The 23,860-nt window shown below is 69.5% G+C and carries 13 protein-coding genes; 8 read left to right on the top strand and 5 right to left on the bottom strand.

What is annotated here, in order from left to right; translation table 11 throughout:
* Positions 1-81: 81 nt before the first annotated feature.
* Positions 82-675, bottom strand: coding sequence for an SACE_7040 family transcriptional regulator (locus tag OG252_RS31720; RefSeq protein ID WP_266439266.1), 594 nt, complete (start codon positions 673-675; stop codon positions 82-84).
* A 95-nt stretch (positions 676-770) separates the two neighbouring features.
* Here OG252_RS31720 and OG252_RS31715 point away from each other — a divergent pair, with 95 nt between their 5' ends.
* Genes OG252_RS31715 through OG252_RS31700 form a run of 4 tightly spaced genes read left to right on the top strand, consistent with a single transcriptional unit; the run spans position 771 to position 6,555 of the window.
* Positions 771-2,387 (top strand): carboxyl transferase domain-containing protein, encoded by a 1,617-nt coding sequence (locus OG252_RS31715; RefSeq protein WP_266439265.1) that lies wholly within the window; start codon positions 771-773, stop codon positions 2,385-2,387.
* Positions 2,388-2,419: 32 nt separating this feature from the next.
* Positions 2,420-4,435, top strand: a complete 2,016-nt coding sequence (locus tag OG252_RS31710; RefSeq protein ID WP_329345227.1) for an acetyl/propionyl/methylcrotonyl-CoA carboxylase subunit alpha — start codon at positions 2,420-2,422, stop codon at positions 4,433-4,435.
* On the top strand, positions 4,432-5,388 hold the full coding sequence (locus OG252_RS31705; RefSeq protein WP_329340352.1) for a hydroxymethylglutaryl-CoA lyase: 957 nt from the start codon (positions 4,432-4,434) through the stop codon (positions 5,386-5,388). Before OG252_RS31710 ends, OG252_RS31705 begins: the two co-directional genes overlap by 4 nt.
* A 6-nt stretch (positions 5,389-5,394) precedes the next feature.
* Complete coding sequence (locus tag OG252_RS31700; protein WP_266439261.1) at positions 5,395-6,555, top strand: acyl-CoA dehydrogenase family protein; 1,161 nt, start codon at positions 5,395-5,397, stop codon at positions 6,553-6,555.
* A 515-nt stretch (positions 6,556-7,070) separates the two neighbouring features.
* On the opposite strand, the gene OG252_RS31695 is transcribed toward OG252_RS31700, so the two are convergent.
* The 4 genes from OG252_RS31695 to OG252_RS31680 form a co-directional block, all read right to left on the bottom strand.
* Positions 7,071-7,445, bottom strand: a complete 375-nt coding sequence (locus OG252_RS31695; RefSeq protein ID WP_266439260.1) for a hypothetical protein — start codon at positions 7,443-7,445, stop codon at positions 7,071-7,073.
* A gap of 11 nt (positions 7,446-7,456) precedes the next feature.
* Positions 7,457-14,365, bottom strand: coding sequence for a polymorphic toxin-type HINT domain-containing protein (locus OG252_RS31690; RefSeq protein WP_329340348.1), 6,909 nt, complete (start codon positions 14,363-14,365; stop codon positions 7,457-7,459).
* A gap of 145 nt (positions 14,366-14,510) precedes the next feature.
* Entirely contained in the window at positions 14,511-18,152 is a 3,642-nt protein-coding gene (locus tag OG252_RS31685; protein ID WP_329340346.1) for a LamG domain-containing protein, read from the bottom strand.
* Between the two features lie 174 nt (positions 18,153-18,326).
* Positions 18,327-19,862 (bottom strand): FG-GAP repeat domain-containing protein, encoded by a 1,536-nt coding sequence (locus OG252_RS31680; RefSeq protein WP_329340345.1) that lies wholly within the window; start codon positions 19,860-19,862, stop codon positions 18,327-18,329.
* Positions 19,863-20,204: 342 nt separating this feature from the next.
* On the opposite strand from OG252_RS31680, the gene OG252_RS31675 reads away from it, so the two are divergent.
* The 4 genes from OG252_RS31675 to OG252_RS31660 all read left to right on the top strand — a co-directional run bounded on the left by OG252_RS31675 (position 20,205) and on the right by OG252_RS31660 (position 23,685).
* Positions 20,205-20,402, top strand: a complete 198-nt coding sequence (locus tag OG252_RS31675; RefSeq protein WP_329340343.1) for a hypothetical protein — start codon at positions 20,205-20,207, stop codon at positions 20,400-20,402.
* Positions 20,403-20,890: 488 nt separating this feature from the next.
* The gene (locus tag OG252_RS31670) at positions 20,891-21,427 is read left to right on the top strand and encodes a Uma2 family endonuclease (protein ID WP_266439253.1); all 537 of its coding nucleotides are present in this window, start codon (positions 20,891-20,893) and stop codon (positions 21,425-21,427) included.
* Positions 21,428-21,664: 237 nt separating this feature from the next.
* Entirely contained in the window at positions 21,665-22,711 is a 1,047-nt protein-coding gene (locus tag OG252_RS31665) for an ABC transporter substrate-binding protein (protein WP_329340341.1), read from the top strand.
* Positions 22,712-22,818: 107 nt separating this feature from the next.
* Positions 22,819-23,685, top strand: a complete 867-nt coding sequence (locus OG252_RS31660; RefSeq protein WP_329340340.1) for a siderophore-interacting protein — start codon at positions 22,819-22,821, stop codon at positions 23,683-23,685.
* Positions 23,686-23,860 lie beyond the last annotated feature (175 nt).

Raw genomic sequence — 23,860 nt, 5'->3', positions numbered from 1 at the left:
GGCCACCCGCACCCGACGATGAAGGTTGTACGGGTGGTGCGGGTGGGAACAACAAAACCCGGCCGGAGGCCGGGTGCACCCTCACCCACCCGCAGCCGCGAACGCCCCCCGAGCCATCCGATGCAGCAACCCCGCGGTGACCCCCCGCCCCGGCAACGCCCCCGCCCTCCCCAGATGCGGCGTCGAGTTCAGCAGCCCGAACACCGAGTGCACAGCAGACCGTGCCGTCGGCTCGCCGAGCGCCGGGTACACCTTCCGCACCACCTCCACCCACAGCTCGACGTACTGCCGCTGAAGCTGCCGCACCAGCTTGCGGTCACTGTCGCGGAGGCGGTCCAGCTCACGGTCGTGCAGGGTGATGAGGGGACGGTCGTCCAGGGCGAAGTCGATGTGGCCCTCGATCAGGGAGTCGAGGAGGACCTCCGGGTCGACCCCGTCCGCCTCCTGGGCCCGCCGCTTCGCCCCCGTCAGCAGCTGCCCGCTGATCCCCACCAGCAGCTCCGCCAGCATCGCGTCCTTGCCCGCGAAGTGCCGGTACAGACCGGGCCCGCTGATGCCGACCGCGGCACCTATCTCGTCGACGCCGACGCCATGGAAGCCGCGTTCGGCGAACAGTCGCGCGGCCTCTTTGAGGATCTGCTCGCGGCGGGTGGGGGCGTCGGTTCTCGTGGCCATGAAAGTAATTCTAGACAGGGAGGTTAGCGGTCGTTAACCTGATGGAAATGGTTAACGCTCATTAACAGTCGATCGCTGGGTGAGGGGACCGCAGGATGCAGGAGGCAGCAGAGCTGACGAGCGCGGCAGATCCCGCGTCCGAGGCCTGGCGGGCCAACGAGAAGGGCCACCTCGCACTCGTCGGGGAACTGCGCGGCAAGCTCGCCGCGGCCCGCCTGGGCGGCGGCGAGAAGGCACGGGCACGGCACACCGCGCGCGGCAAGCTGCTGCCCCGGGACCGGGTCGACGCCCTCCTCGATCCCGGCTCGCCCTTCCTGGAGCTGGCGCCCCTCGCGGCCGAGGGGATGTACGAGGGACAGGCCCCGGCCGCCGGCGTCATCGCCGGGATCGGCCGGGTCGGCGGGCGCGAGTGCGTGATCGTCGCCAATGACGCCACCGTCAAGGGCGGGACGTACTACCCGATGACGGTCAAGAAGCACCTGCGCGCGCAGGAGGTCGCCCTCGAGAACCGGCTTCCGTGCATCTACCTCGTCGATTCCGGCGGCGCCTTCCTGCCCATGCAGGACGAGGTCTTCCCCGACCGCGAGCACTTCGGGCGGATCTTCTACAACCAGGCCCGGATGTCCGGCGCCCGGATTCCGCAGATCGCCGCGGTGCTCGGGTCGTGCACCGCGGGAGGGGCGTACGTCCCCGCCATGAGCGACGAGGCGGTGATCGTGCGCAACCAGGGGACGATCTTCCTGGGCGGCCCCCCGCTCGTGAAGGCCGCCACCGGCGAGGTCGTCACCGCGGAGGAGCTCGGCGGCGGCGAGGTGCACGCGCGCGTGTCCGGCGTCACCGACCACCTCGCGGAGGACGACGCGCACGCCCTGCGGATCGTGCGCACCATCGCCGCCACGCTCCCCGCGCGCGGGCCCCTCCCCTGGGAGGTCACGCCCGCCGCGGAGCCCAAGGTCGACCCGTACGGGCTGTACGGCGCCGTGCCGGTCGACTCCCGTACCCCCTACGACGTACGCGAGATCATCGCGCGCGTGGTCGACGGCTCCCGCTTCGCCGAGTTCAAGTCCGAGTTCGGGCAGACCCTCGTCACCGGCTTCGCCCGCATCCAGGGCCACCCGGTGGGGATCGTCGCCAACAACGGCATCCTGTTCTCCGAGTCCGCCCAGAAGGGCGCCCACTTCATCGAGCTCTGCGACCAGCGCGGGATCCCGCTCCTGTTCCTGCAGAACATCTCCGGCTTCATGGTCGGCAAGGACTACGAGGCCGGCGGCATCGCCAAGCACGGCGCCAAGATGGTCACGGCCGTCGCCTGCACGCGCGTGCCCAAGCTGACGGTCGTCGTCGGCGGGTCGTACGGCGCCGGGAACTACTCCATGTGCGGCCGGGCCTACTCCCCCCGCTTCCTGTGGATGTGGCCCAACGCCAAGATCTCCGTCATGGGCGGCGAACAGGCCGCGTCGGTCCTGGCCACGGTGAAGCGGGACCAGTTGGAGGCCCGCGGCGAGCAGTGGCCCGCCGAGGAGGAGGACGCCTTCAAGGCGCCGATCCGCGCGCAGTACGAACGCCAGGGCAACGCCTACTACGCGACCGCCCGGCTGTGGGACGACGGGGTCATCGACCCGCTCGACACCCGGCAGGTACTGGGGCTGGCCCTGACCGCGTGCGCCAACGCGCCACTGGGCGACCCCCAGTTCGGCGTCTTCCGGATGTGAGGGGCGCCATGACGACGAGGGGCTTCACCACGATGTTCGACACAGTCCTTGTGGCCAACCGGGGCGAGATCGCCGTCCGCGTGATCCGTACGCTGCGGTCGCTGGGCGTGCGCTCGGTGGCCGTCTTCTCCGACGCCGACGCGGACGCCCGGCACGTCCGGGAGGCCGACACGGCCGTACGGATCGGTCCGGCGCCCGCCGCCGAGAGCTATCTGTCCGCCGAGCGGCTCCTGGAGGCGGCCGCCCGCACCGGCGCCCAGGCCGTCCACCCCGGCTACGGCTTCCTCGCCGAGAACGCCGGCTTCGCGCGCGCGTGCGCCGACGCGGGGCTGGTGTTCATCGGGCCGCCGGCCGACGCCATCTCACTCATGGGCGACAAGATCCGCGCCAAGGAGACCGTGCAGGCAGCAGGAGTGCCGGTCGTCCCCGGCTCGAGCGGCAGCGGGCTCACGGACGCCCAACTCGCCGACGCCGCCCGGGAGATCGGCATGCCGGTGCTGCTGAAGCCGAGCGCGGGCGGGGGCGGCAAGGGCATGCGGCTGGTGCGGGACCCGTCGGTCCTCGCCGACGAGATCGCCGCCGCCCGCCGCGAGGCCCGCGCCTCCTTCGGCGACGACACGCTGCTCGTCGAGCGGTGGGTCGACCGGCCCCGGCACATCGAGATCCAGGTCCTGGCGGACGGCCACGGGCACGTGGTCCATCTCGGCGAGCGCGAGTGCTCCCTCCAGCGCCGCCACCAGAAGATCATCGAGGAGGCGCCCAGCGTGCTCCTCGACGACAAGACCCGCGCGGCGATGGGCGAGGCGGCCGTGCAGGCGGCGCGTTCATGCGGGTACGCGGGCGCGGGGACGGTCGAGTTCATCGTCCCCGGGAACGACCCGGCGTCGTACTACTTCATGGAGATGAACACCCGCCTCCAGGTGGAACACCCGGTCACCGAGCTGGTCACCGGCCTCGACCTGGTGGAGTGGCAACTGCGGGTCGCGGCCGGTGAGCGACTGCCGTACGAACAGGACGACATCGGGCTCACCGGTCACGCGATCGAAGCCCGCCTCTGCGCCGAGGACCCCACCCGCGGGTTCCTGCCCTCCGGCGGCACGGTGCTGAAGCTCCACGAGCCGCAGGGCGACGGCGTACGCACCGACTCCGGGCTCAGCGAGGGCACCGAGGTCGGCAGCCTGTACGACCCGATGCTGTCCAAGGTGATCGCGTACGGCCCGGACCGGGCGACCGCGCTCCGCAAGCTCCGGGCGGCCCTCGCGGAGACGGTCACGCTGGGCGTGCCGACCAACGCCGGGTTCCTGCGGCGGCTGCTCGCGCATCCGGCGGTGGTGGCGGGCGAGTTGGACACGGGGCTGGTCGAGCGGGAGGTCGAGGGGCTCGTACCGGCCGAGGTGCCGCAGGAGGTGTACGTGGCGGCGACGCTGCTGCGCCAGGCCGCACTCGGCGCGGACGGGCCCGGCTGGGCCGACCCGTTCTCCGCCACGGACGGCTGGCGCCTGGGCGGCGAACGGGCCTGGACGGCGCACCACCTGCGGGTGGCGGGGCACGACCCGCTCACCGTCCGCGTGCGCAGCACACCGGGCGGCGGGGCGGAGGTACTGCCCGACGGCGCGGAGACGCCCCTCCCGGTACGCGCGGGTCCGCCCCCGGGCCCGGGCGCCGAGGCACGCTTCACCGTCCACCTCGACGGGATCGCCCACACCTTCGCCGCGCTGCCGGACGGCACCTGGCTCGGCCGTGACGGCGACGCGTGGCACGTGCGCGACCACGACCCGGTCGCCGCCTCGCTCACCCGGGCCGGGCACGCGGGCGCCGACTCCCTCACCGCGCCGATGCCCGGCACGGTCACCGTCGTGAAGGTCGCCGTCGGCGACGAGGTGACCGCCGGACAGAGCCTGCTGGTCGTCGAGGCGATGAAGATGGAGCACGTCATCTCCGCCCCGCACGCCGGCACGGTCACCGAGCTGGACGTTGCCCCGGGCTCGACGGTCGCCATGGACCAGGTACTGGCGGTCATCGCCCCCGTGGAGGAGGAGACGGCATGAGCACTCCGGAACTGGGCCTCCCTATGGTCGTACCGGCCCCGGGCCTGCCCGCGCGCGTCCGCATCCACGAGGTCGGCGCGCGCGACGGCCTGCAGAACGAGAAGGCGACCGTGCCCACCGAGGTCAAAGCGGAGTTCGTCCGCCGGCTGGCCGAGGCCGGCCTGACGACCATCGAGGCCACCAGCTTCGTCCACCCCAAGTGGGTGCCCCAACTGGCCGACGCGGAGCACCTGTTCCCGCTCGTGAGCGACTTGGAGGTGGCGCTCCCGGTCCTCGTGCCGAACGAACGCGGCCTGGACCGGGCCCTCGCGCTGGGCGCCCGTCGCGTCGCCGTCTTCGCGAGCGCCACCGAGTCCTTCGCCAAGGCCAACCTCAACCGCACGGTCGACGAGGCGCTGGCGATGTTCGAGCCGGTGGTGGCGAGGGCGAAGGCCGAGGACGTCCACGTGCGCGGCTACCTGTCGATGTGCTTCGGCGACCCGTGGGAGGGCGCGGTCCCGGTCCCCCAGGTCGTCCGGGTCTGCCGGGCCCTCCTCGACATGGGCTGCGACGAGCTGAGCCTGGGCGACACGATCGGGGTGGCGACGCCGGGCCACGTCCTGGCGCTGCTCACCGAGCTCACCGAAGCCCGGGTCCCCACGGGCGCGTTGGGCGTGCACTTCCACGACACGTACGGCCAGGCGCTCTCCAACACCCTGGCCGCCCTCCAGTACGGCGTCACCACGGTCGACGCCTCCGCGGGCGGCCTCGGCGGCTGCCCGTACGCGAAGTCCGCGACCGGCAACCTCGCCACCGAAGACCTCGTGTGGATGCTTCAGGGCCTCGGCATCGACACGGGAGTCGACCTCGCCCGCCTCGTCGCCACGAGCACGTGGATGGCCGAACAACTGGGCCGACCCAGCCCTTCTCGTACCGTCCGAGCCTTGTCCCACAAGGACCCCAAGGAGCAGTGACCTGCCATGGACCACCGTCTCTCCCCCGAGCTGGAGGAACTCCGCCGCACCGTCGAGGAGTTCGCTCACGACGTCGTCGCCCCCAAGATCGGCGACTTCTACGAGCGGCACGAGTTCCCGTACGAGATCGTCCGTGAGATGGGCCGCATGGGCCTGTTCGGGCTGCCGTTCCCGGAGGAGTACGGCGGCATGGGCGGCGACTATCTCGCCCTCGGCATCGCGCTGGAGGAACTCGCGCGCGTCGACTCGTCGGTGGCGATCACACTGGAGGCGGGCGTCTCGCTGGGCGCGATGCCGATCCATCTGTACGGCACGGAGGCCCAGAAGCGGGAATGGCTCCCGCGCCTCTGCACGGGCGAGATGCTCGGCGCGTTCGGCCTCACGGAGCCGGACGGCGGCTCCGACGCGGGGGCGACGCGTACGACGGCCCGGCTCGACGCGGAGACGAACGAGTGGGTGATCAACGGCACCAAGTGCTTCATCACCAACTCCGGCACGGACATCACGGGCCTGGTGACGGTCACGGCGGTCACCGGCCGCAAGCCGGACGGCAGGCCGCTGATCTCGGCGATCATCGTCCCGTCCGGCACGGCCGGCTTCTCGGTCGCGGCACCGTACTCGAAGGTCGGCTGGAACGCCTCGGACACCCGCGAGCTGTCGTTCTCCGACGTCCGGGTCCCGGCGGCGAACCTGCTGGGCGAGGAGGGCCGGGGCTACGCCCAGTTCCTGCGCATCCTCGACGAGGGCCGCATCGCCATCGCGGCGCTGGCGACGGGGCTCGCCCAGGGCTGTGTCGACGAGTCGGTGACGTACGCGAAGGAGCGGCATGCCTTCGGCCGCCCCATCGGCTCGAACCAGGCGATCCAGTTCAAGCTCGCCGACATGGAGATGAAGGCCCACACGGCCCGCCTCGCCTGGCGCGACGCGGCGTCCCGCCTGGTGTCCGGCGACCCCTTCAAGAAGGAAGCCGCCCTGGCGAAGCTGTACTCCTCGACGATCGCGGTGGACAACGCCCGCGACGCCACCCAGATCCACGGCGGCTACGGCTTCATGAACGAGTACCCGGTCGCCCGCATGTGGCGCGACTCCAAGATCCTGGAGATCGGGGAGGGGACGAGCGAGGTGCAGCGGATGCTGATCGCGAGGGAGTTGGGGCTGGTGGGCTGAGCGCGGCGAGGCTCACCCGTTTCCTACCTAACGCCCCAACCGCCGCCGTACACGCCGGACCTGACGGTTGTCGGCGACCGCGTCCCGGAGCCGACGCCCAGTGCCGGCCTCGTACGCCGGGCCCTCCAGACGCAGCAGGGCGCCGTCACGGACGACGGCGTACGCGACCGGGGTGTCCGCCTTCAGAAGGGTGACCGTCCTCTGCTCGACCTGGAACCGTGCCTCACGATTTCTTCCTCACCGGTCCCCCTCATGTTGTGCTTGCCGATCGCTGCGCACGGTGGCGTACCCGCGGGCTCTCTCTTTCGCCCGGAGAACGGCACCCCCGCAGGCCGGCCACCCGGGCAGGAAACACGGGCGACCTCTCCCGGCCACCGGAGACCGGCGTCCGGAAGGAAGAGGTTTACGGGATGTGGCGCGCCACTCGACACGCCGACGGTCAAGGGCACGGGGCCCGGCTTGAGGGTCAAGCCGGGCCCCGTGGCCCAACGCACGGCCGGGTATCCGACCGGGTCCTACTCTGCGGGGTCTCCGAAGCGATAGAGCTCCACCTGGACTCCGCGTCGACGGGCGAAGTCCGCGATTCCCTCCACGGCGTCCGTCAGAGCAGTCGCGAGCCTAGGCAGCTCCCGGGCGCGCTGCTCCCTGTCGGGCGCGGCGTCCACCGCCCGCCAAGCGGCCTGGTAAGCCTTCTCCAGCGGGGCGACCGTGTCTTCGAGGTCGACGATGTCGTCCAGTCCGAAGCCCGGTAGGCGGCGCTGGGCGGCCATGTCCATCTGGGCGGTGACCGAGACGAGATCGCCCACCAGCCTCACATGGGCTGCCCCGATCTTCCGGCTCAGCAGGATTTCGGCCAGCACCCCGTTCCAGTGGTCTTCCTGGTCCAGCATCCGTTCCCCATTCAGGATTCTCTTGCCATTCTGGCAAGTCTCGCAGCTCCGGCCCTGCCCGCGGGTATGGCGACCCCACCCTCTCTCAGAATCCCCACGCAGTAGGTCACGCAACTGTTGCTTCCATAGCTGTACGGGCCGAGATCCGCACCGATGGACTTGAGCTGAGCCTTGACGGCCGCTCGCGCGTCAGGAAGCCGGAACGTCAACTGCCGCATGTTCGGGCCAGGCTTCTCGGTGACGACCTGAGCCGACGTGTTGTAGCCGGTGTAGTCGTCCAGGCCGGCCGGGGCGTCGATCACCTGCTCCGTTTCGAGTGACCGCCCGTCGTCGAGCTCCACCTTGATCGTCGCATGGTTTGCGTCCTCGTCCCAACTGACCGTCGCAGTACCGCAGTTGTGGACGAGTAGCGACGTTCCACCGGCGAACACGTAGTACGTGTGGACGTCCTCGACCGTCAGGTCGTGCGTGCGCTGGCGCTTGTCGAAGGCGCGGATGGCCGTCAACTGGACGGCCTCGCCGTCCGCCGTGTGCAGACGCATGCCCGGTTTGAGGTCACCGGCCTCGATCCACGCCTGCTCGGAGTCCGACCAGAAGGGGTGGGTCGTGGTGGAGACCAAAGCCTCGGCCTTGCCGGAGCTTGCCTTGATCGTCAGATCGACGAAGTTCTTGTCGTCTTCGGTGACGATCGTGCCGACAACCTCACGGACCGTCTTACCGCCGGTCTTCGGGTCGGTGACAGTGATCTTGTCGCCGAGCTTCACCTTCTCGATCGGCTTGGTCTTGCCGTTGGCGAGGAGCACCTTCGTGCCGGGCAGGAAGCTGTGCTTGCCCTCGACCGGGCAGGAGCCGGCCTCCTCGTTCTTCTTCCGTTTCTTGAGGGCCTCGGCCGCCTTCTTCCTGGCGTCCTTGAGCTTGTCCCCGGCCTTGGCCAGCCCGGCCTGGGCCTTGCCCACCGCCTTGTTGGCCTTCCACAGGTCCTTGGCCCCACCGATCAGGTCACCGACCAGGCCGGTGACCCTCTTGGCGAGCTTGATGCCCTTGGCCCAATTCCACGGGGCGCCGTACTTGGCGAGGATCTTGCCGGCCAGACCGCCCGCGAAGCTGCCGGCGATATTGAGCAGGGTCTCGCCGCAGGCACCGACGTCACCCGTGGAGATGCAGTCGAGGGCGGCGTCGACACCGAGGATGTCCCGGACGATCTTGACCAGGGCCTTGCCTGCGGACTTGATCCGCTGCTTGGCCGCGGACTGCTGCCCCTGGGCTTGCGTGACGTTCCAGGACGCCTTGTCGTAGTCCGACTGCGCCTCTTCCTCATTGGTCTTCGGGAAGTACGGCTGGCCCCCTCGGCACTCGATCAGCCCTTCCCGGCACTCCGGGATGATCAATCCGCTGGGGTCGGCATGCGTGACCGGCGAGTTGTTCGCGTACGAGTAGCCGTTGATCTGCTGGGGCTGCGTCTGGTCGATGATCGGGTCGACCGAGATGAACTTGCCGATCGTGGAGTCGTACTCGCGCGCCCCCAGATGCGTCAGCCCGGTCGAGGCGTCGATCGTGCCACCGACGTAGCCCTTCTCTCCGGGCCAGACCCCGGTCTTCTCGCCGCGCTCGACGCCGAAGGGGTCGAAGCGGCGCTGGCTGATCGCACCGGTCGCGGCGTCGATCGCCACCTCGCCCGTGCCGTGGTGGTCGGAGGCGACGAAGGACAGCTTGCCCGCCGTGCGTACGGCGACCGCCTGGCCGGCGTACTCGTAGTAGCGGGTGGCCTCCGTCTTGGTGCCGTCGGCCGACAGCTTCAGCTCGGTGCCGGGCAGGTAGACGGTGGTGCCCGACGGCGCCTTGCGCACTAGACGGTTGCCCGAGCCGTCGTAGAGGTAGCTGGTCTTCGAGCCGTTCGCCTCGGTGGCCTCGCCGAGCTTGCCCTGGTCGTTCCAGACAAGAGACTGGGCGTTGCCTCCGATGGTGCGCTTGGTGGTGTTGCCCGAGTCGTCGTACTCGTACGTCGACTGCCGGTCACCGGTCGGCGTGTTCTCGACGATCTTGGTGACCTGGTGGGGACCGTCGCCCAGCGTGCCCGCGGTTCCGTACTCGTAGCTGCGGGTGATGTTCTTCGCGGCGTCGAGCCCAGTGTCATGGACGGTCTCCGAGAGCCGGTTGCCGATGGCGTCGGTCTCGTAGGACTTCCAGTACGGGGACGGGCCACCCAGGGAGCCGGTACCGGCGGCGGAGTCACAGGCCGTCGGACCGGAACCCTCCACCGGGATGGCGGAGCCGCGGGTGCCCATGCCGGCCGCGCTCGTGGCGGTGGCCGCCGGGGTCCAGGCGTCCTTCAGCCGCTGACGGGTGTCGTAGGCGAAGCACTGCACGTCCGGCGAGGCGGAGTTCGCGGTGTCCGCGATGGACAGGACATTGCCGGCCTGGTCGTATGAGTACCGGGCGTCCTTGGCCGGGGCGGTCGCGCCGTAGACGTCGACCACCGAGCGGGTCAGCCGGTCGGTGCCCTTCTCGTAGTTGTAGGTCTGCCAGACCTTCTTGCCGCTGCCGGTGTTCAGCTCCAGCTGCTGGATGAGGCTCTTGCCGGAGTAGACGGTGTTGGTGACGTACGAGGTGGAACCCGTCATCGTCTTGGGACGCTGAAGGCTGTCGTACGTGTAGGTCAGCGGCTCCTCCGAGAGGTCGCCGACGGCCGGAAGAGTGGTTCCCCGGACTGTCCCGTCCTGGTTGTAAGAGGTGCTGAAGACATAGGTTCCCGCCAGGGAGCCCTGCGAGGCGGGGATCTGGTAGGCGGTCTTCAGCGGCCGGTAGAACTCATCCATCGACTGGACGGCCGTGGCGAAGTACTCGGTCGGCGAGGTGTAGTTGAGGAAGCCATAGGCCTGGCCCAGCCAACCCGCCTTGTCGTACCTCGTCTCGGTGAGCTTGGTGCCGGTGCCGGCGTCACCCTGCCAGGTCGTCAGGACGCGGCCAAGACTGTCGTAGACGGTTGACGTCTTCTTGTTCCGGCCGTCATACGCGGCGATCGGCCGGTCCAGCTCGTCGTACTCCACGCGCGAGGTGCCCGCGTCGGGGTCGATCGACTTGGTCTGCCGGCCGAGCTGGTCGTACTCGTACCGCCACACGTTGCCCTTGGCGTCCGTGACGGTCTCCAGCTGACCCGCCACGGTGTACGTGTACTTCATGGAGTCGTACGGCACGCCTGCGGCCGGTGAAGCGCCTCGGTAGTGGCGGATCTCGGCGACTTTGCCCTGGCCATTGGTGACCGTGGTTGTGGGTACACCGCCAGTCGGAGGGTCGACGTGCGTCAGCTCGCCCTCATAGCTGGTCGTGGTCCGCCACTGCTCGCCGCCGCCGACGGCGAGGATCTGCGCGGTCGGCCGGCCCAGACCGTCGTACTCCATCAGGCTCTGCTGGCCGACCTGGCCGTTGCTGACGAGCAGCAGTTCGTCCGAGGCGGTGCCGGCCGCGTTGTATGTGGTGTTGGTCTTCTTGACGTTGCCCGTGCCGTCGTACCAGGTGTCGGCGACCATGCGGGTGCCGTCGGGCCCCTCGGTCTGGATCTGGCGGGGCCTGAGCATGCTGTCGTAGAGCTGGTACTCGGCGCCGTAGCTGCCGTCGTTCTCGATCTTCTCGGTCTTGATCGAGGTGACCTTGTCCTTGCGGACGTTGTAGGAGTACTTGATGCTCGGCGTCTGCGCCGTCGTGCGGTCCGCCAGCCAGACGGAGGTCAGCCGACCCATGGCGTCGTACGCGAGGTCCGTCCGCTGCCCGTTCGGGTCGGTCTGGCCCTTGGACATGCCCCAGGCGGGGGCGTAGTCGGTGGTGGTGACGTGACCGGCGGCGTTGGTGACGGTGGTCTTCGTCAGCAGGCCGTTGGTCTCGGTGTAGGCGGTCTTCGTCTCCTGCGTCGTGCCCTGCTGCTTGGCGTCCTTCTGGGACAGCGGGCGGCCGAAGGCGTCGTAGGTGGTGGTGCCGGTGACCTGGTACGTCGCCGTGGTGCCGTTGTGCGACGTCATCCGCTCGGTCTTGGTGGCGTCACCCTTGGTGGGCGCCGCGCCGAACGCTCCGCCGTCGTAGGAGGTGCGCTCGTCCGCCAGGACCTGGGTCTTGCGGTCGGGCGTGGTCGCGCACTTCACCGACACCGACTCGCTGCGCGCGGGCAGCGCGAGCAGGTTCTTCGCCGTGTTGTCCGCGTACGTGGTGCGGGTGCAGGTGTCGTCCCTGGTGGTGGAGACGTCACCCTGGTCGTCGACCGTCAGCACCCGGCCGGTGCCGTTGGACGTGTCGTACGTGGTGGTCGACTTCGTCTCCAGCCAGGTGCCGTCCGACTTCAGATTGAAGCCGCGGCCGGTCTGGGAGCGCACGATCACCGCGCGGGTGGTGCCCCAGCTCTGGGCCTGGGTGGCGGAGTAGTGCTTCCACGGGGTCTGGATGGACTTGGAGATCAGCTTGGCGCCGTCGTAGGTGGCGACCTCCAGCTGGTGACCCGTGAACTCCTCGTCGTCGGAGTACGACGCCCCGGTCGAGTCCTTCACCGTCACCGAACGCGCGTTGCCCGCCGCGTCCTTGTCGCCGTCCATGCCCTGCATGAACGTGTAGTCGACGCGGGTCTTCTGCACGTCGGCCGTGCCGCTGGTGACCTTGACCTTGCCGTAGCCCTGCCAGCCGCCCCAGGTCAGGTACTTGGCGTCGGTGATGCCGTCCGGCTTGGCCTTACGCCAGGCCGCGTCGCCCTGGTAGTCGTAGCGGGTGACCATGCCGTCGCTGCCGCCGGTGCGGTCGGTCTCGATGACCGCCGACACGACGTACTTGTGGAACCAGTCCGTGATCGGGTCGACATAGCCCGGCGGGGCCCACTTCACCGGGTAGCAGCGCTTGGTCGACTCGCCCGGCGTCGGCAGTGTGGCCTTGGTGCAGTCGGTCGGCGCGTAGTTGACGTCGAGCTGGGCACCGGTCTCGCTGAGGACCATCGAGAGGCGGAAGCGGTGGAACGGCGCGATGTTGTCGCCGATCGCGTCGACGCGGTTGGCGAGCTGCTCGCCGAACAGGTCCACGGAGGGCAGTTTGATCGCCGTACCGGCGCGGCCCTCGTGCTCGATCTTCGACAGCCACAGCGTCTTGGAGTCGTCACCGTTGTCGGTGAACAGGTGCGTCAGGCTCCAGGCATCCACGTCCTGGTAGGTCGTCGCGTCCTTGCGCATCTGCGTGACGACCGAGGTCAGCCGCTTCGTGGTGAAGAACGTCTGCACCGGCGAGGTGCACTTCGTGCTCGCCTTGCACTCCTGATCGACCGGGACGTCGGGCCAGTGAGCGGCGTTCGCCTTGGTGCGCTTGCTCTCCGCGCAGTCGAAGTCGGCGGTGGGCAGGCAGCGTTCGGCGGTGTTGAGGACGATCCGGGCCGGCGCCTTGGCCGCGTAGACCTGGCCGTCGCGCTGGCCGTAGTCGATGCGCTTGAGGTAGCCGCCGCGGTGGTAAGCGGTGCCGTTGACGTCCGTCTTCGCGTTGAGCGCGTAGTAGTTGGTCTCGCGGTCGTAGAAGTAGGACATCACGTTGCCGTGGCTGTCCTTGACGTAGTCCAGGCTCCAGCGCCAGGCCTGCTGGCAGTGGGCGCTGGTGAACGTGGCGTTGTAGCAGGGCTCGCCGGAGTCGTCGCCGAAGACCGGCGCGGTCCAGGTGGAGTTGGTCTCCTCGTTGCCCGTGGCCCAGCCCGGAAGGCGGTTCTGACCGAAGTAGTACTCGGTGCCGTCCGAGGTGGTGATGCGCCAGTACTCACCGTCGTTGTCGCCGTTGGTGGCACCGGTCAGCTTCTCGACCTTGCTGCCGTCGTCGGACGACATGTGCCACTTGCCGGTGGTGTCGTCCTTGACCAGCTCGCCGGCGGAGCCGTTGAGCATGACCGTGGCGTTCTCGAACGCCCAGCACTGCTCGCCGGAACCGGAGTGGCCGTCGTCCGCGCACGGCTTGTAGCGGCGCTCGATGTAGCCGGGGTCGTAGGAGAAGCCCTCGCCGATCCAGGAGCCCTGGTTGTTCGTCGCCGAGGTGCGGCCGTCCGCCGACTGGGACGAGTAGCCGAGGCCGACGGTCGGCGTGAGGCCGCCCGGGGTCGGCACTGAACGGAAGGGGTAGTTCCAGTTGAACGCGCCGGAGGAGGTGGCGACACTCCAGCTCGACGACGGGGCGAGGGCAGTGGCCTTGTAGGTGCCCTGGGCGCTGGAGGGGCCCGCCGCGACGGCGACCAGGGAGGTCGCCTCGCCCGCCATGGTCGACACGCCCTCGGCCGGGGCCGGAGCCGCGGTCACGTCGGCCGAGACGGTGCCCATCTTCAGGTCGTTGACCGTGGGCAGCACCTTGGGCTGCTCCGGGCACTCCTTGCTGCCGGGCACGGCGACCGTGGCGCAGGAGGGAAGCTGGACGAGCTGGAGACGCGAGGCGTAGGAACCGCCGAAGCCCTCGGCGAACTCCGAATAGTCCACGGTCAGGCGGACCTTGGCCGCCTTGTCCGCGCCGTCGGCACGCTCCACGCCCAGCAGGACGCCGGCGCCGAGCCGTGCGGCCCGCTTCGGGTCGAGGACGTCGACGCGGACCTTGCCCGCCGCCGTCGCCGCCTTGGCCTTCGCCTTGGCGACCTTGACCGGCAGGCCGCCGGCCTCGGTCGCGGCGGCCGCGCCGACGGCCATCTCGGCGCCGCCCTGCTTCGGCCACACCGCCTTGTCGAGGCCCTTGACCGCGGCCTTGTGCGCCGGGTCGGAGGGGCGAGTCTTGGACTTGGCATCGCGCCCCTTGGCGGGATCGCCGTCGTCCTGGACGCCGGGGCGGCTGGTGCGGCCCCGATCGCCGTCGTCGAGCGCCACTGCCTGGACCGACGAGGCGGACAGCGCGAGGGAGAGCCCCATCACTGTCGCGACCAGTGTCTGTCTGGGCATGCGGCGGCTCAGTGAGCGGCCACGGAAGAACATCTGCCAACTTCCTGATCGTAGGAAAGGGAGAAGGAAAGGTGTGCAAAACAGGTGTGCAGGACAGGTGTGCCGGGCCTCGGAGGGCCCGGCACACCTGCGAAGCGACGCCTCGTCACATGTCCGGCACGGCCGCCAGAAGGCTCATCTGCTGTACCGCGATCACATCTGCGGCTCCGCTGTAGATGCGCACCTCATCGATGGCGCCCGCGAAGTACTCACTCGCCCCGCGCAATGAACGACCCACCTGGAGACCGCCGGTGGCGGACCACAGGGTGTCGTCCGTGCCGTGGGCGCCGGCGACGAGCTGGCCCTCGACATACAGGCGGATTGAGTTGGCGAAGGCGTCATACACGACGGCCAAATGCTGACCGGAGCCACCGGTGTCCGCCAGTTGCTGATCGTCGGTGAAGGTGACGACTTCAGGGGCGGCCACGTCGGTCTTCGCCACGGCCAGCTCCCACTGGCCCGTGGTGGCCTGGTAGCGGACCTGGACGCGGTTGGCGTTGGTGCCCGGCAGGGACAGCACCGTCTGCGACTTCTCCGGGTCCAGCGAGGTGAGCTGGGCGCGGGCGGTCACGGTGAAGCTGCTGTTGCCGGTGACCGGGGCGGTGGCGGTGGACGCGTAGTCACCGTCGCCGTCCAGGACGAGGTTGCCGTCGCCGACCAGGGCGGCCGTGTCGAACAGCGGGTCGGCCGGGCGGTAGATGGAGGCGTTGCCCGCGAGGGTCAGCGCCTGGCCGCCGCCGGTCTCGGTCACCGAGCCGTTGGTGGCCTGGTCCAGCTGCCAGTAGCCCTTGCGCTCCGGCTTGATGGTCATCAGCTCGGCGACCTGGGCCGCCGGCAGAAGGCGGTCGAAGACGCGGATCTCGGCGAGGTCACCGACGAAGTTGTCGCGGTAGCCGCTCTTGGCCGTCGAGCGGCCGATCTGCAGCGGGCCGTACGACTTCCAGACGGAGCGCCGGGTGGCCGATCCCTTCAGGTCCTTGTTGACGTAGAGCTGGAGCTGCGGGCCGCCCGTCTTCTGCGCGTCGTACACGCCGGTCAGCAGGACCCACTGGTCCTTGACCACGGAGATGCCGGTGGAGACGGCCTTCCACTCGCCGAGCGAGTCCACGTCGTTGACCGGGACGGAGAACTTCCAGGTCTTCGCGGTGGCGTCGTAGCCCAGGGTGAAGCCGGGCTCGCCGGTGCCGTCCTGGCTGACGACCGTCATGTCCTTGTCCAGGGCGGTGGGCCGCACCCAGGCGCTGACGCTGAAGCTCTTGGCGGTGTCCAGTACGGTCTCGCTGGCGTCGAGGTAGGACTCGGCGCTGCCGTCGAAGCGGGCCGCCTTGTCGACCTTGCCGCCAGGGCCGTCCGCGCCGAAGGTGACGGCGGTACCGGCGGTCGCCGAGAACTCTCCGCTCTCGTCGTGCGCCTCGGTGTCACCGGCCTGGTCGGCCAGGTTCCACTGGGCCACGACCGGCCTGCCCTCGCTCACCAGGAAGTCGTACGGTGTGCTGCTGGCGTGGGCCGCCTTGTCGATGGCGACCACTTCCAGCACCTGGCGCCCGGAACGGGTCGGCAGCCACTGGACGGAGACCGATCCGCCCGGCGAGGCCGGGGTGAGGGTGGTCATCGCCGCGCCGTTGAAGGAGTACTGGTACTTGACGACGTCGTTGTCCGGGATGGCGTCGTTCGGGTTGGGCGAGAAGGTGAAGGTGCCGTAGGTGCCCACGCCGTCGTGGTAGACGGTGTTGGACGGGTACTGCTTGGACAGCACGAGAGGCTTGCCCGGCCAGGTCTTGTCGTAAGTGAACTCGCAGCGCTGCGGGGTGTCGCCCTCCGAGCTCCACGGGCCGTAGCCGTCACCGTCGTAGGCCCGCGCGCTCCAGTAGATGGGGGTGTTCTGCGGGATCGACGACTTCACGGTGTGCACGAACTTGGTGCCGGTCGTCGGGGAGAGCCAGTCCGGCGTGGTGTACGTGTACGAGCCGGGCGTGGTTCCGCCCCACTCGACCTTGAACTGGACCTTCACCTTGTCGGTCTGGCCGTTGCCGTGGTCCGGGTCGCTCGCGATGGCCTGGAGCTTCGGCGGCACGTCGGTGGTGGCACGGCCCGTGCCCCATTTGCACACGCCGCCCGGGTCCGTGGACATGTCCGAGATCTTGATCTGCCGGGGCAGGTTGTTGTACTTGATCGACAGGTACGCGTTGCCGCAGATCCGCTTCCACTCCGCGAAGCGGGACTCGTCGGCCGCGCGCAGGCCCAGTGTCATCGCGTTCCAGCCGCCCGCGGCGGCCGTCTTGATCTCGCTGGTCAGCTCACCGGTCGAACCGCTCTCGAAGTGCAGGTTGGCCTGGCTGGAGCAGGAGGTCGGGGAGATCGCCTTGTCGACGGTCTGGAGATAGTCGTCCCAGTCGTCCGAGGTGTTGGACCAGTTGCTGGACGAGGTGAGGCCGTAGTTCGCGCCGCCGATCCGGTAGAGCTGGATGGGCTCGGCGGTCGGGGATGCGCTGTAGATGTGCTCGACGCGGGCGGAGAAGGTCGCGCCGAGGATCTGCTTCCCCTTGTAGAAGGAGAGCGGCATCGTGAACATCACGCGCCGGGAGCCGACGCCGTTGCAGGAGACCGGGTTGTAGTCGGTCGGGCACTTGCCGACGCCCGCGCTGCCCGAGTACTTCCAGTCCTGCTCGCCCGGGATGCCGGACATGACGCCGGTCCAGGCGGTGCGCGAGGTGGTGCGCTGGATCGGGTCGATGACGACGGGGAAGACGGTGTTCTCGCCCTTGAGGAACTTCTGGTCGGGGACGAGGCTCAGCTTGTCCTTGCCGACCTCGACGCCCAGCGGGGCCACGCGGCCACCGCCGCCGGGACCGTCGAGGGCGGGCTCGGGTGCCGCCTCCGGTCCAGGAGTGGCGGCGCTCGTGTCGGCCGCGCCCGCCGTCGCCGACTTCAGCGCCTTCGCGACCGCCTTCGGGCCCTGCTTGCGGGCTGCGGTCTCCTCGACCGCCGCCGAGTCCCACATGGTGGGCTTGCCGGCCTGGAAGACGGTGCCGCCGACGACGGCGTCCTCCGCGAGGATCGCGCCGGTGGCGTCCTCGGTGACCTTCAGACCGTCGGTGGTCATGCCGAGGTCGAGCCGGGCCAGCCGGGAATCGGCCGCCGCCTCGGGCGTCTTGACGACGATCAGATGGCCGAAGCCGTCCGCCTCCGCCCGTACGGTCAGGTCGACGCCGGGCAGGACCTCGGCGTAGGTGGCGGTGTCGCCGTCGACGCTGGGCGCGGGCAGCTTGCCGTACGGCCAGGTCAGGGCGAGTTCGCGGCCCGCGCGCCGCATGGTGACGAAGGGCTTGCCCGCCTGTCCGGCGGAGAAGGCCAGGTCGACGGTGGCGGCCTTCGGCCCCCAGGTGCCGTCGGCGCGCTTGACGAGCGCCGGGTCGACGGAAACCCACTTGCCGCCCTGGACGGTACGGACGGGCTCGGTGTACTCACGGGCGGTGAAGGTGCCGTCGGGCTCGGCGAAGATCTCCCTGCGCTCGGTGCGCAGTCCGACCACCTCGGCCCGCTTGCCGCTGTCCTTCGCGGAGGCCATGGCCTGCTGCTCGGTGACCAGCGGCTGGTCGGCCGCGACCGGGGCGGGGCCCTGGCCCGGTCCCCCGGCACCGTTCGGGAGCGCCGCGGCGCCGGCCACCACGGCGCCGGTGACGGCTGCCGCTACGGCGGCGCGCAGCACGAGGCCACGCCGTATCGGTCTGGGTCTGTCTGCGGACACGCGTCCACTCCCGTCGTTCATATCTGTCTGGGAAGTCGAGGGGCCGAAGGCACCGGGCCGTCACCGCGAAGGTGAGCCCTGCCTCGGGAAGCCGTGCCTGGCGCGGCTCGTGGGGGTGAGGTGTGACGCGGCGGCCGGCCGTTCCTAGGCCGGCCGGCCACCGCGCGGACGTCGTCAGCGGACGATCGCCCCGAAGGCCACACCGGTCGCCGGGAGGCCGCCCTCGCCGGGCTTGATCGTCACCGTCGGCGCGCCGCCCGAGGCCACGTTCCACGGGAAGCCGTGGACCCCGCGGGCCTCGGCGGGGCCGTAGGGCATGCCGACGTACAGCACCGAGGGGGTAGCGGCCAGGGAGAGGCCGGCGAGCTGGCGTGGGGCGGGGGCGCCCGGCACGCCGTAGCCGGGGTCGATCCACTGGTCGGAGACGCCGGGCGCGCCGACCAGCGGAGCGATCTGGACGCCGCCCTTCTCCGCGTGCTCCTCGGACGACTCCTCGCCCGGCACGCCGATGGCAACGCGGGTGGTGGTGGCCGTGGAGGTGGCGTTCGGCGAGGTGTTGACGGCGGCGAGCTCCTTGCCGAAGAAGTCGCCGGCCTCGGACTCCTGGCTCATCTCGGGCATGTTCTGGTCGATCCAGGCGGTCTCGGTGAACGTGCCGTTGGCCGCGAGCTTGAACACCTGGACGGCGCCCGCGTCGACGGTGGTCACCAGGTCTTCGCCGGGCACGCCGACCGCGAGCAGCGACTCGGTGGTGGAGGTGGCGCCGGAGGCCCGGTACGGCACCATGGCGAGCGCGGCGCCGAACTGGTCGTCCACCTCGGAGGCCCCGGTGATCACGTCCTGGTCCTGGCCGAGGCCGCCGAGCGGCTTCGGGGAGTTGGAGGTGAGCGCGTGGCTGAAGAAGCCGACGCCGCCGGCGAAGGCGGCGGCGTCGAGCGCTTCGCCGGGGGTGCCGACCGCGAAGTGGGTCGGGGTCGCGGCGAGGGTGGTGCCGAAGCGGTCGTCCTGCTCGGCCGTGCCGGACACGGCGCCCGCGGTCTCGGTGTCCTGGCTGACGAAGGCGACGGTCTGCGCGGTGCCGCCGACGTAGGAGAAGCCGCCCGCGTCCTCGACGGTGCCGATGGACTCGCCGGGACTGCCGATCAGCAGATACGGCGCGCCGGCCGAGGTCTTGCCCGCGGCGAGGGAGTAGCCGACCCAGTCGTCGGTCTCTGTTGCGCCGCCCAGGGGCTTGTCGGTGCCCTGGTAGAACTCCTTCACCGGCTTGGTGCCGGCGTTCAGCCCGCTCGTGGAGCCGTAGATGAGATGCACGACCCCGGCGTCGGGCACGGTGCCCATGTCCTCGTACGGCGTGCCGACCACGAGGTCGCTGCATCCGTCGAGGTCGGCGTCGTAGACGGCCAGCGCGTAGCCGTACTGGTCGTTGACCTCGGGTACGCCGGGGATGTTGTCGGGCGCCTGCGAGAAGGTGAGGGTGCCCTTGTCGCCGCCGTACACGACGTGCACCGCCCCCGCCTTCTGCACGCCGTCGACGCTTGCCTCCGGATCGGCGATCGCCGTGTCCCTGACGCCGTCGCCGTTGAAGTCCGAATCGGTCCCCGACGGGCACGCGACGGCGGCCGCGGCGGGCGTACCGCCGGATGCGCCCGCTAAGCCCAGCAGTGCCCCTGCCAGAACAGTGGCAGCACTACGCCGCCATGCTTTCCCCACCCTGGTCACCTATGCCCCGTACATAAAGAGAATCTAAAAAAGGTCAAGGGATCATGGCTTCACTTGAGGTGCACATGCAACACACTTCCCACTCATCAATGCGTGATATGAGTCACACTGGTCACACTCCACCCACAGGGCATGCGTACGCCCCATACGCCGCGAGGGAGGCGCGGGACGCCCCCTGTACTGACCGGGAGGCCCTCGGCACTTGGTGTTACGTCTCGGACGTCTCCTACTCCCCGACCTCCAACCTGGAGCGGTTGGAGCTGTCCACGGGTGTCTCGTCGACACCCAAGAAAGGGCGCGTCGAGCGTCGCGTACGACTCGACGGTCGGGGGAGTGTCCCCGTCCTGGACGGAGTACGGCTACGACTCGATCGGCAACCGCACGAGCGAGGTACGGCATGGAGTGAACGGCGGCGCGACCTCGACCCGTTCGTACAAGCTCGGGGAGGCGGGCGCCGGCCCGTCCGGGGCGAAGTCCGGCCCGCACACGGTCCCGAGGAGGACTTGGGAGGGATCATCCGGTGAGCGGTGATCAAAAGCTAGCGGACTTTCGCCAGTGGACTCCGGCTGTCTTGGGCTTGCTCAGCGCTACATCAGACCGTCAAGCCGCGTACTTGCAGGATTCGGGCGTGGGGACAGATGAGCTTTTGCTTCAATTCGATGATTTGCTGCATGTGGCTCGCGCCAGAGTGGCCGATGGTTCACTCGAAAAAGAAGATTTCTTCCTGCTTCTGAGAGTCGACGAAAGAGTAGCCTCCGTAAACTCGGGCCCAGATTCCATCTGGGGTGAGGGTGCTCTCGAAGCGGCAGTTGAGTGGAGAGAGCTGCGGGTCGCTGCTGGGGTGGCGAAGGCGAGTTTTGAGAGATCCTGGAACCCGAGTTCCGGAAATTAGTCAGGCCGTCTACCAAATCACCCATAACAGAACCCGTTTTTCGGTCACCGGAACCTAGGCGCCGTCAGATCCGTCAACCGAGCGACCTGCGCCCATAGACCCTCCTCCAGCGGGAGCTTTCGAAGACATGCTCCGGATCGTCGAGGAACTGGACACACCTGACGGCTACAAGGCCGAGCCCATCCGGGAAAAGATCGTCGTGTCGCCGCGTTCGCAACTGCGCTACCTCCGCCCCATGCGCAGGCTGCACGCCCAGTTTGAGGCCCACGCCCCCGACGGGCACGTCACCGAGACCTCGCCGTTCCTTTTCGTATTTCCTCCCGCTGAGCGCGGTTTCGGCCCCGACCTCTTCGTCGCCGACGAATCCGCATTCGACGCCGAGGGCCGCCACGCCAACGCCTTCCCGCGCGCCGTCGAGCTGGACACGTACGGGCGGATCGTGCCGGTGTACCTCGCGCTCGACATGCAGGTGCAGGAGGTTTCGGTTTTCTGGGACCCGTCGCCCAAGGGTTACCGGTCGCGGACCAACGTCCCGTTCGGGCGGCCTGTACAGGTTCCCGCCCCTTTCAACTTCGAGCTGGGCACTGCGGAGTTCATTCGCCGCGCACCTGAAGCCGAGCCCGAAGCCGATTCCGGTCACACCCCCGTGAGGCCGACGGGATGAAGGCGCAGGCGGAGTACGGGAGTTCACCGAAGCCCCCCAACAGGGCCCGTTTCACCGCCCCTTGACGACTGTGACCCGCATCACAGAATGCGCAAGCATCCCTCCCCGCGAGCCGGGAACAGGTACCGGGTGCCCGCTGGACAAAATAGAAGGTTAGGCTAACCTAAGCCTGATTCCAGCCACCCGCAGGCGCGGACCCCCCAGTGGCCCCCGTACGCACGAAAGCAGACCCATCCCATGTCGAACGCCAGAACCGCCAACTTCTCCCGCCGCGGGCTGCTCGCCACCGGTGGCGCGCTCGGCCTCGGCGCCTTCCTGGCCGCGTGCGGCGACAGCGACTCGGAGAGCAGCGGCTCGGACTCGACGGCGTCCGCCAAGGCCTCCGGTCCCTGGAGCTTCAAGGACGACCGCGGCACGACCGTGAAGCTGGACAAGGCCCCCGCGAACATCGTCGCGTTCACCGGTGTCGCCGCCGCCCTCTTCGACTACGGCATCTCGGTCAAGGGCGTGTTCGGCCCGACCAAGACCTCGGACGGCAAGGCCGACGTCCAGGCCGGCGACATGGACATCAGCAAGCTCACCGTCCTCGGCAACGCCTGGGACCAGTTCAACGTCGAGAAGTACGCGGCCCTCGCGCCCGACGTGCTGATCTCCACGATGTTCGACGACGCCGGCACCCTCTGGTACGTCCCGGAGGCGTCCAAGGACAAGATCGCCCAGCTCGCCCCGAGCGTCGGCATATCCGTCTACGACCGCCAGCTCACCGCGCCGCTGCAGCGCATGTGGGAGCTCGCCGAGTCGCTGGGCGCCGACATGAAGGCCGCCGCGGTCGCCGACTCCAAGAAGTCGTTCGAGGAGGCCGCCACCCGTCTGCGCGCGGCCGCCAAGGCCAAGCCCGACATCAAGGTGATGGCCGGTTCCGCCAGCGCGGAGCTGTTCTACGTCTCCGGCACCAACCTCTCCATCGACCTGGAGTACTTCAAGGCCCTCGGCGTGAACTTCGTCGAGCCGCCGGAGAGCGCCAAGAAGGTCGGCGGCGGCTGGTTCGAGTCGCTGAGCTGGGAGAACGTCGACAAGTACAAGGCCGACATCATCATGATGGACGACCGTTCCTCGACCATCCAGCCGGCCGACATCACCGAGGCCACCTGGAAGCAGCTGCCCGCGGTCAAGGCCGGCCAGATCATCGCGCGCTCCCCCGAGCCGATCCTGTCCTACGCCAAGTGCACCCCGCTGCTCACCGGCCTCGCCGAGGCGCTGGAGAAGGCGAAGAAGGTCAGCTGATCAGGGTGGCTGAGCTCTATCGGGTAACTGCGGGCCGTCTGTGGCTGGTCGCGCAGTTCCCCGCGCCCCTGAGTACGTATCCCTGACGTCGATTCAGGAGTTACCCCATGGCCACCGCCGTAGCCGCCCCGTTCCGTTTCTTCTCCCTCCAGGTCGTACGGACGAGGCGGCTCGGCCCGTCCCTGGTCCGGGTCACCTTCGACGGCTCCGACCTCCGCGACTTCCACTCCGACGGACAGGACCAGTCCCTGTCGCTGTTCATCCCGCACCCCGGCCAGAGTGAGCCCCGCGTGCCGATCGAGCTCGGCGACGGCTGGTGGCAGGGCTGGCGCGAACTCCCGGAGGACGTCCGGGCGGTGATGCGCTCGTACACGCTCCGCTCCCTGCGCCGGGACGCAGACGGCCACACGGCCGAGATCGACATCGACTTCGTGCTGCACGGCGTCGAGCCGGACGCGGCCATCGAAGCGGGCCCCGCCTCCCGGTGGGCCGCGGGTGCCGCGGCCGGCGACAAGGTCGTGCTGCTGGGCCCGGCGGTCGCGGACAACCGGGCGATCCGCTTCCGGCCGCCCGAGGACACCGACCTGGTGGTGATCTGGGGCGACGAGACCGCCGTACCGGCCGCCTGCTCCATCGTCGAGTCACTGCCGGCCGGCACCCCCGCCCGGGTCTGGCTGGAGGTCCCGCACGCCGGTGACATCCAGGACCTGGTGACGGAGGCGGACGCCGAGATCACCTGGCTGGTGCAGGAGGAGAGGGCCGCCCAGAGTCCGCCCCTGGCGCTCAGCGTCCTCCGCGACACCCAACTCCCGCCCGCCGAGCACCCGTACGTCTGGATCGCGGGCGAGTCCGGGTGTGTGAAGGAGCTGCGCCGGCACTTCGTGCGTGAGCGCGAGTTCGACCGTCGAAGAGTCACCTTCGTCGGCTACTGGCGGCAGGGCCTGACCGAGGAGCAGCTGCGCGAGCAGGAGTGACGCTCGGCGGTGGACACCCGTAGGACCCCAATCGGCTGACGCCAGGCCTGTGTTCGGAGTGACGGCAGTCACGGCAGGGGCCGGGTTTCACTCAAGTTAATTAGGTTAGGCTAACCTAAGTTGAAGCCGAGGCTCCGCCCCGCTCCCCAGCCCACGGACTGTCCCCACCGGAGGA

It is taken from the genome of Streptomyces sp. NBC_01352, assembly GCF_036237295.1.
Taxonomy (GTDB): Bacteria; Actinomycetota; Actinomycetes; order Streptomycetales; family Streptomycetaceae; genus Streptomyces; species Streptomyces plumbiresistens.
Note: the sequence above shows the minus strand (reverse complement) of the source record. Positions and strands in the feature narration are given on the sequence as shown.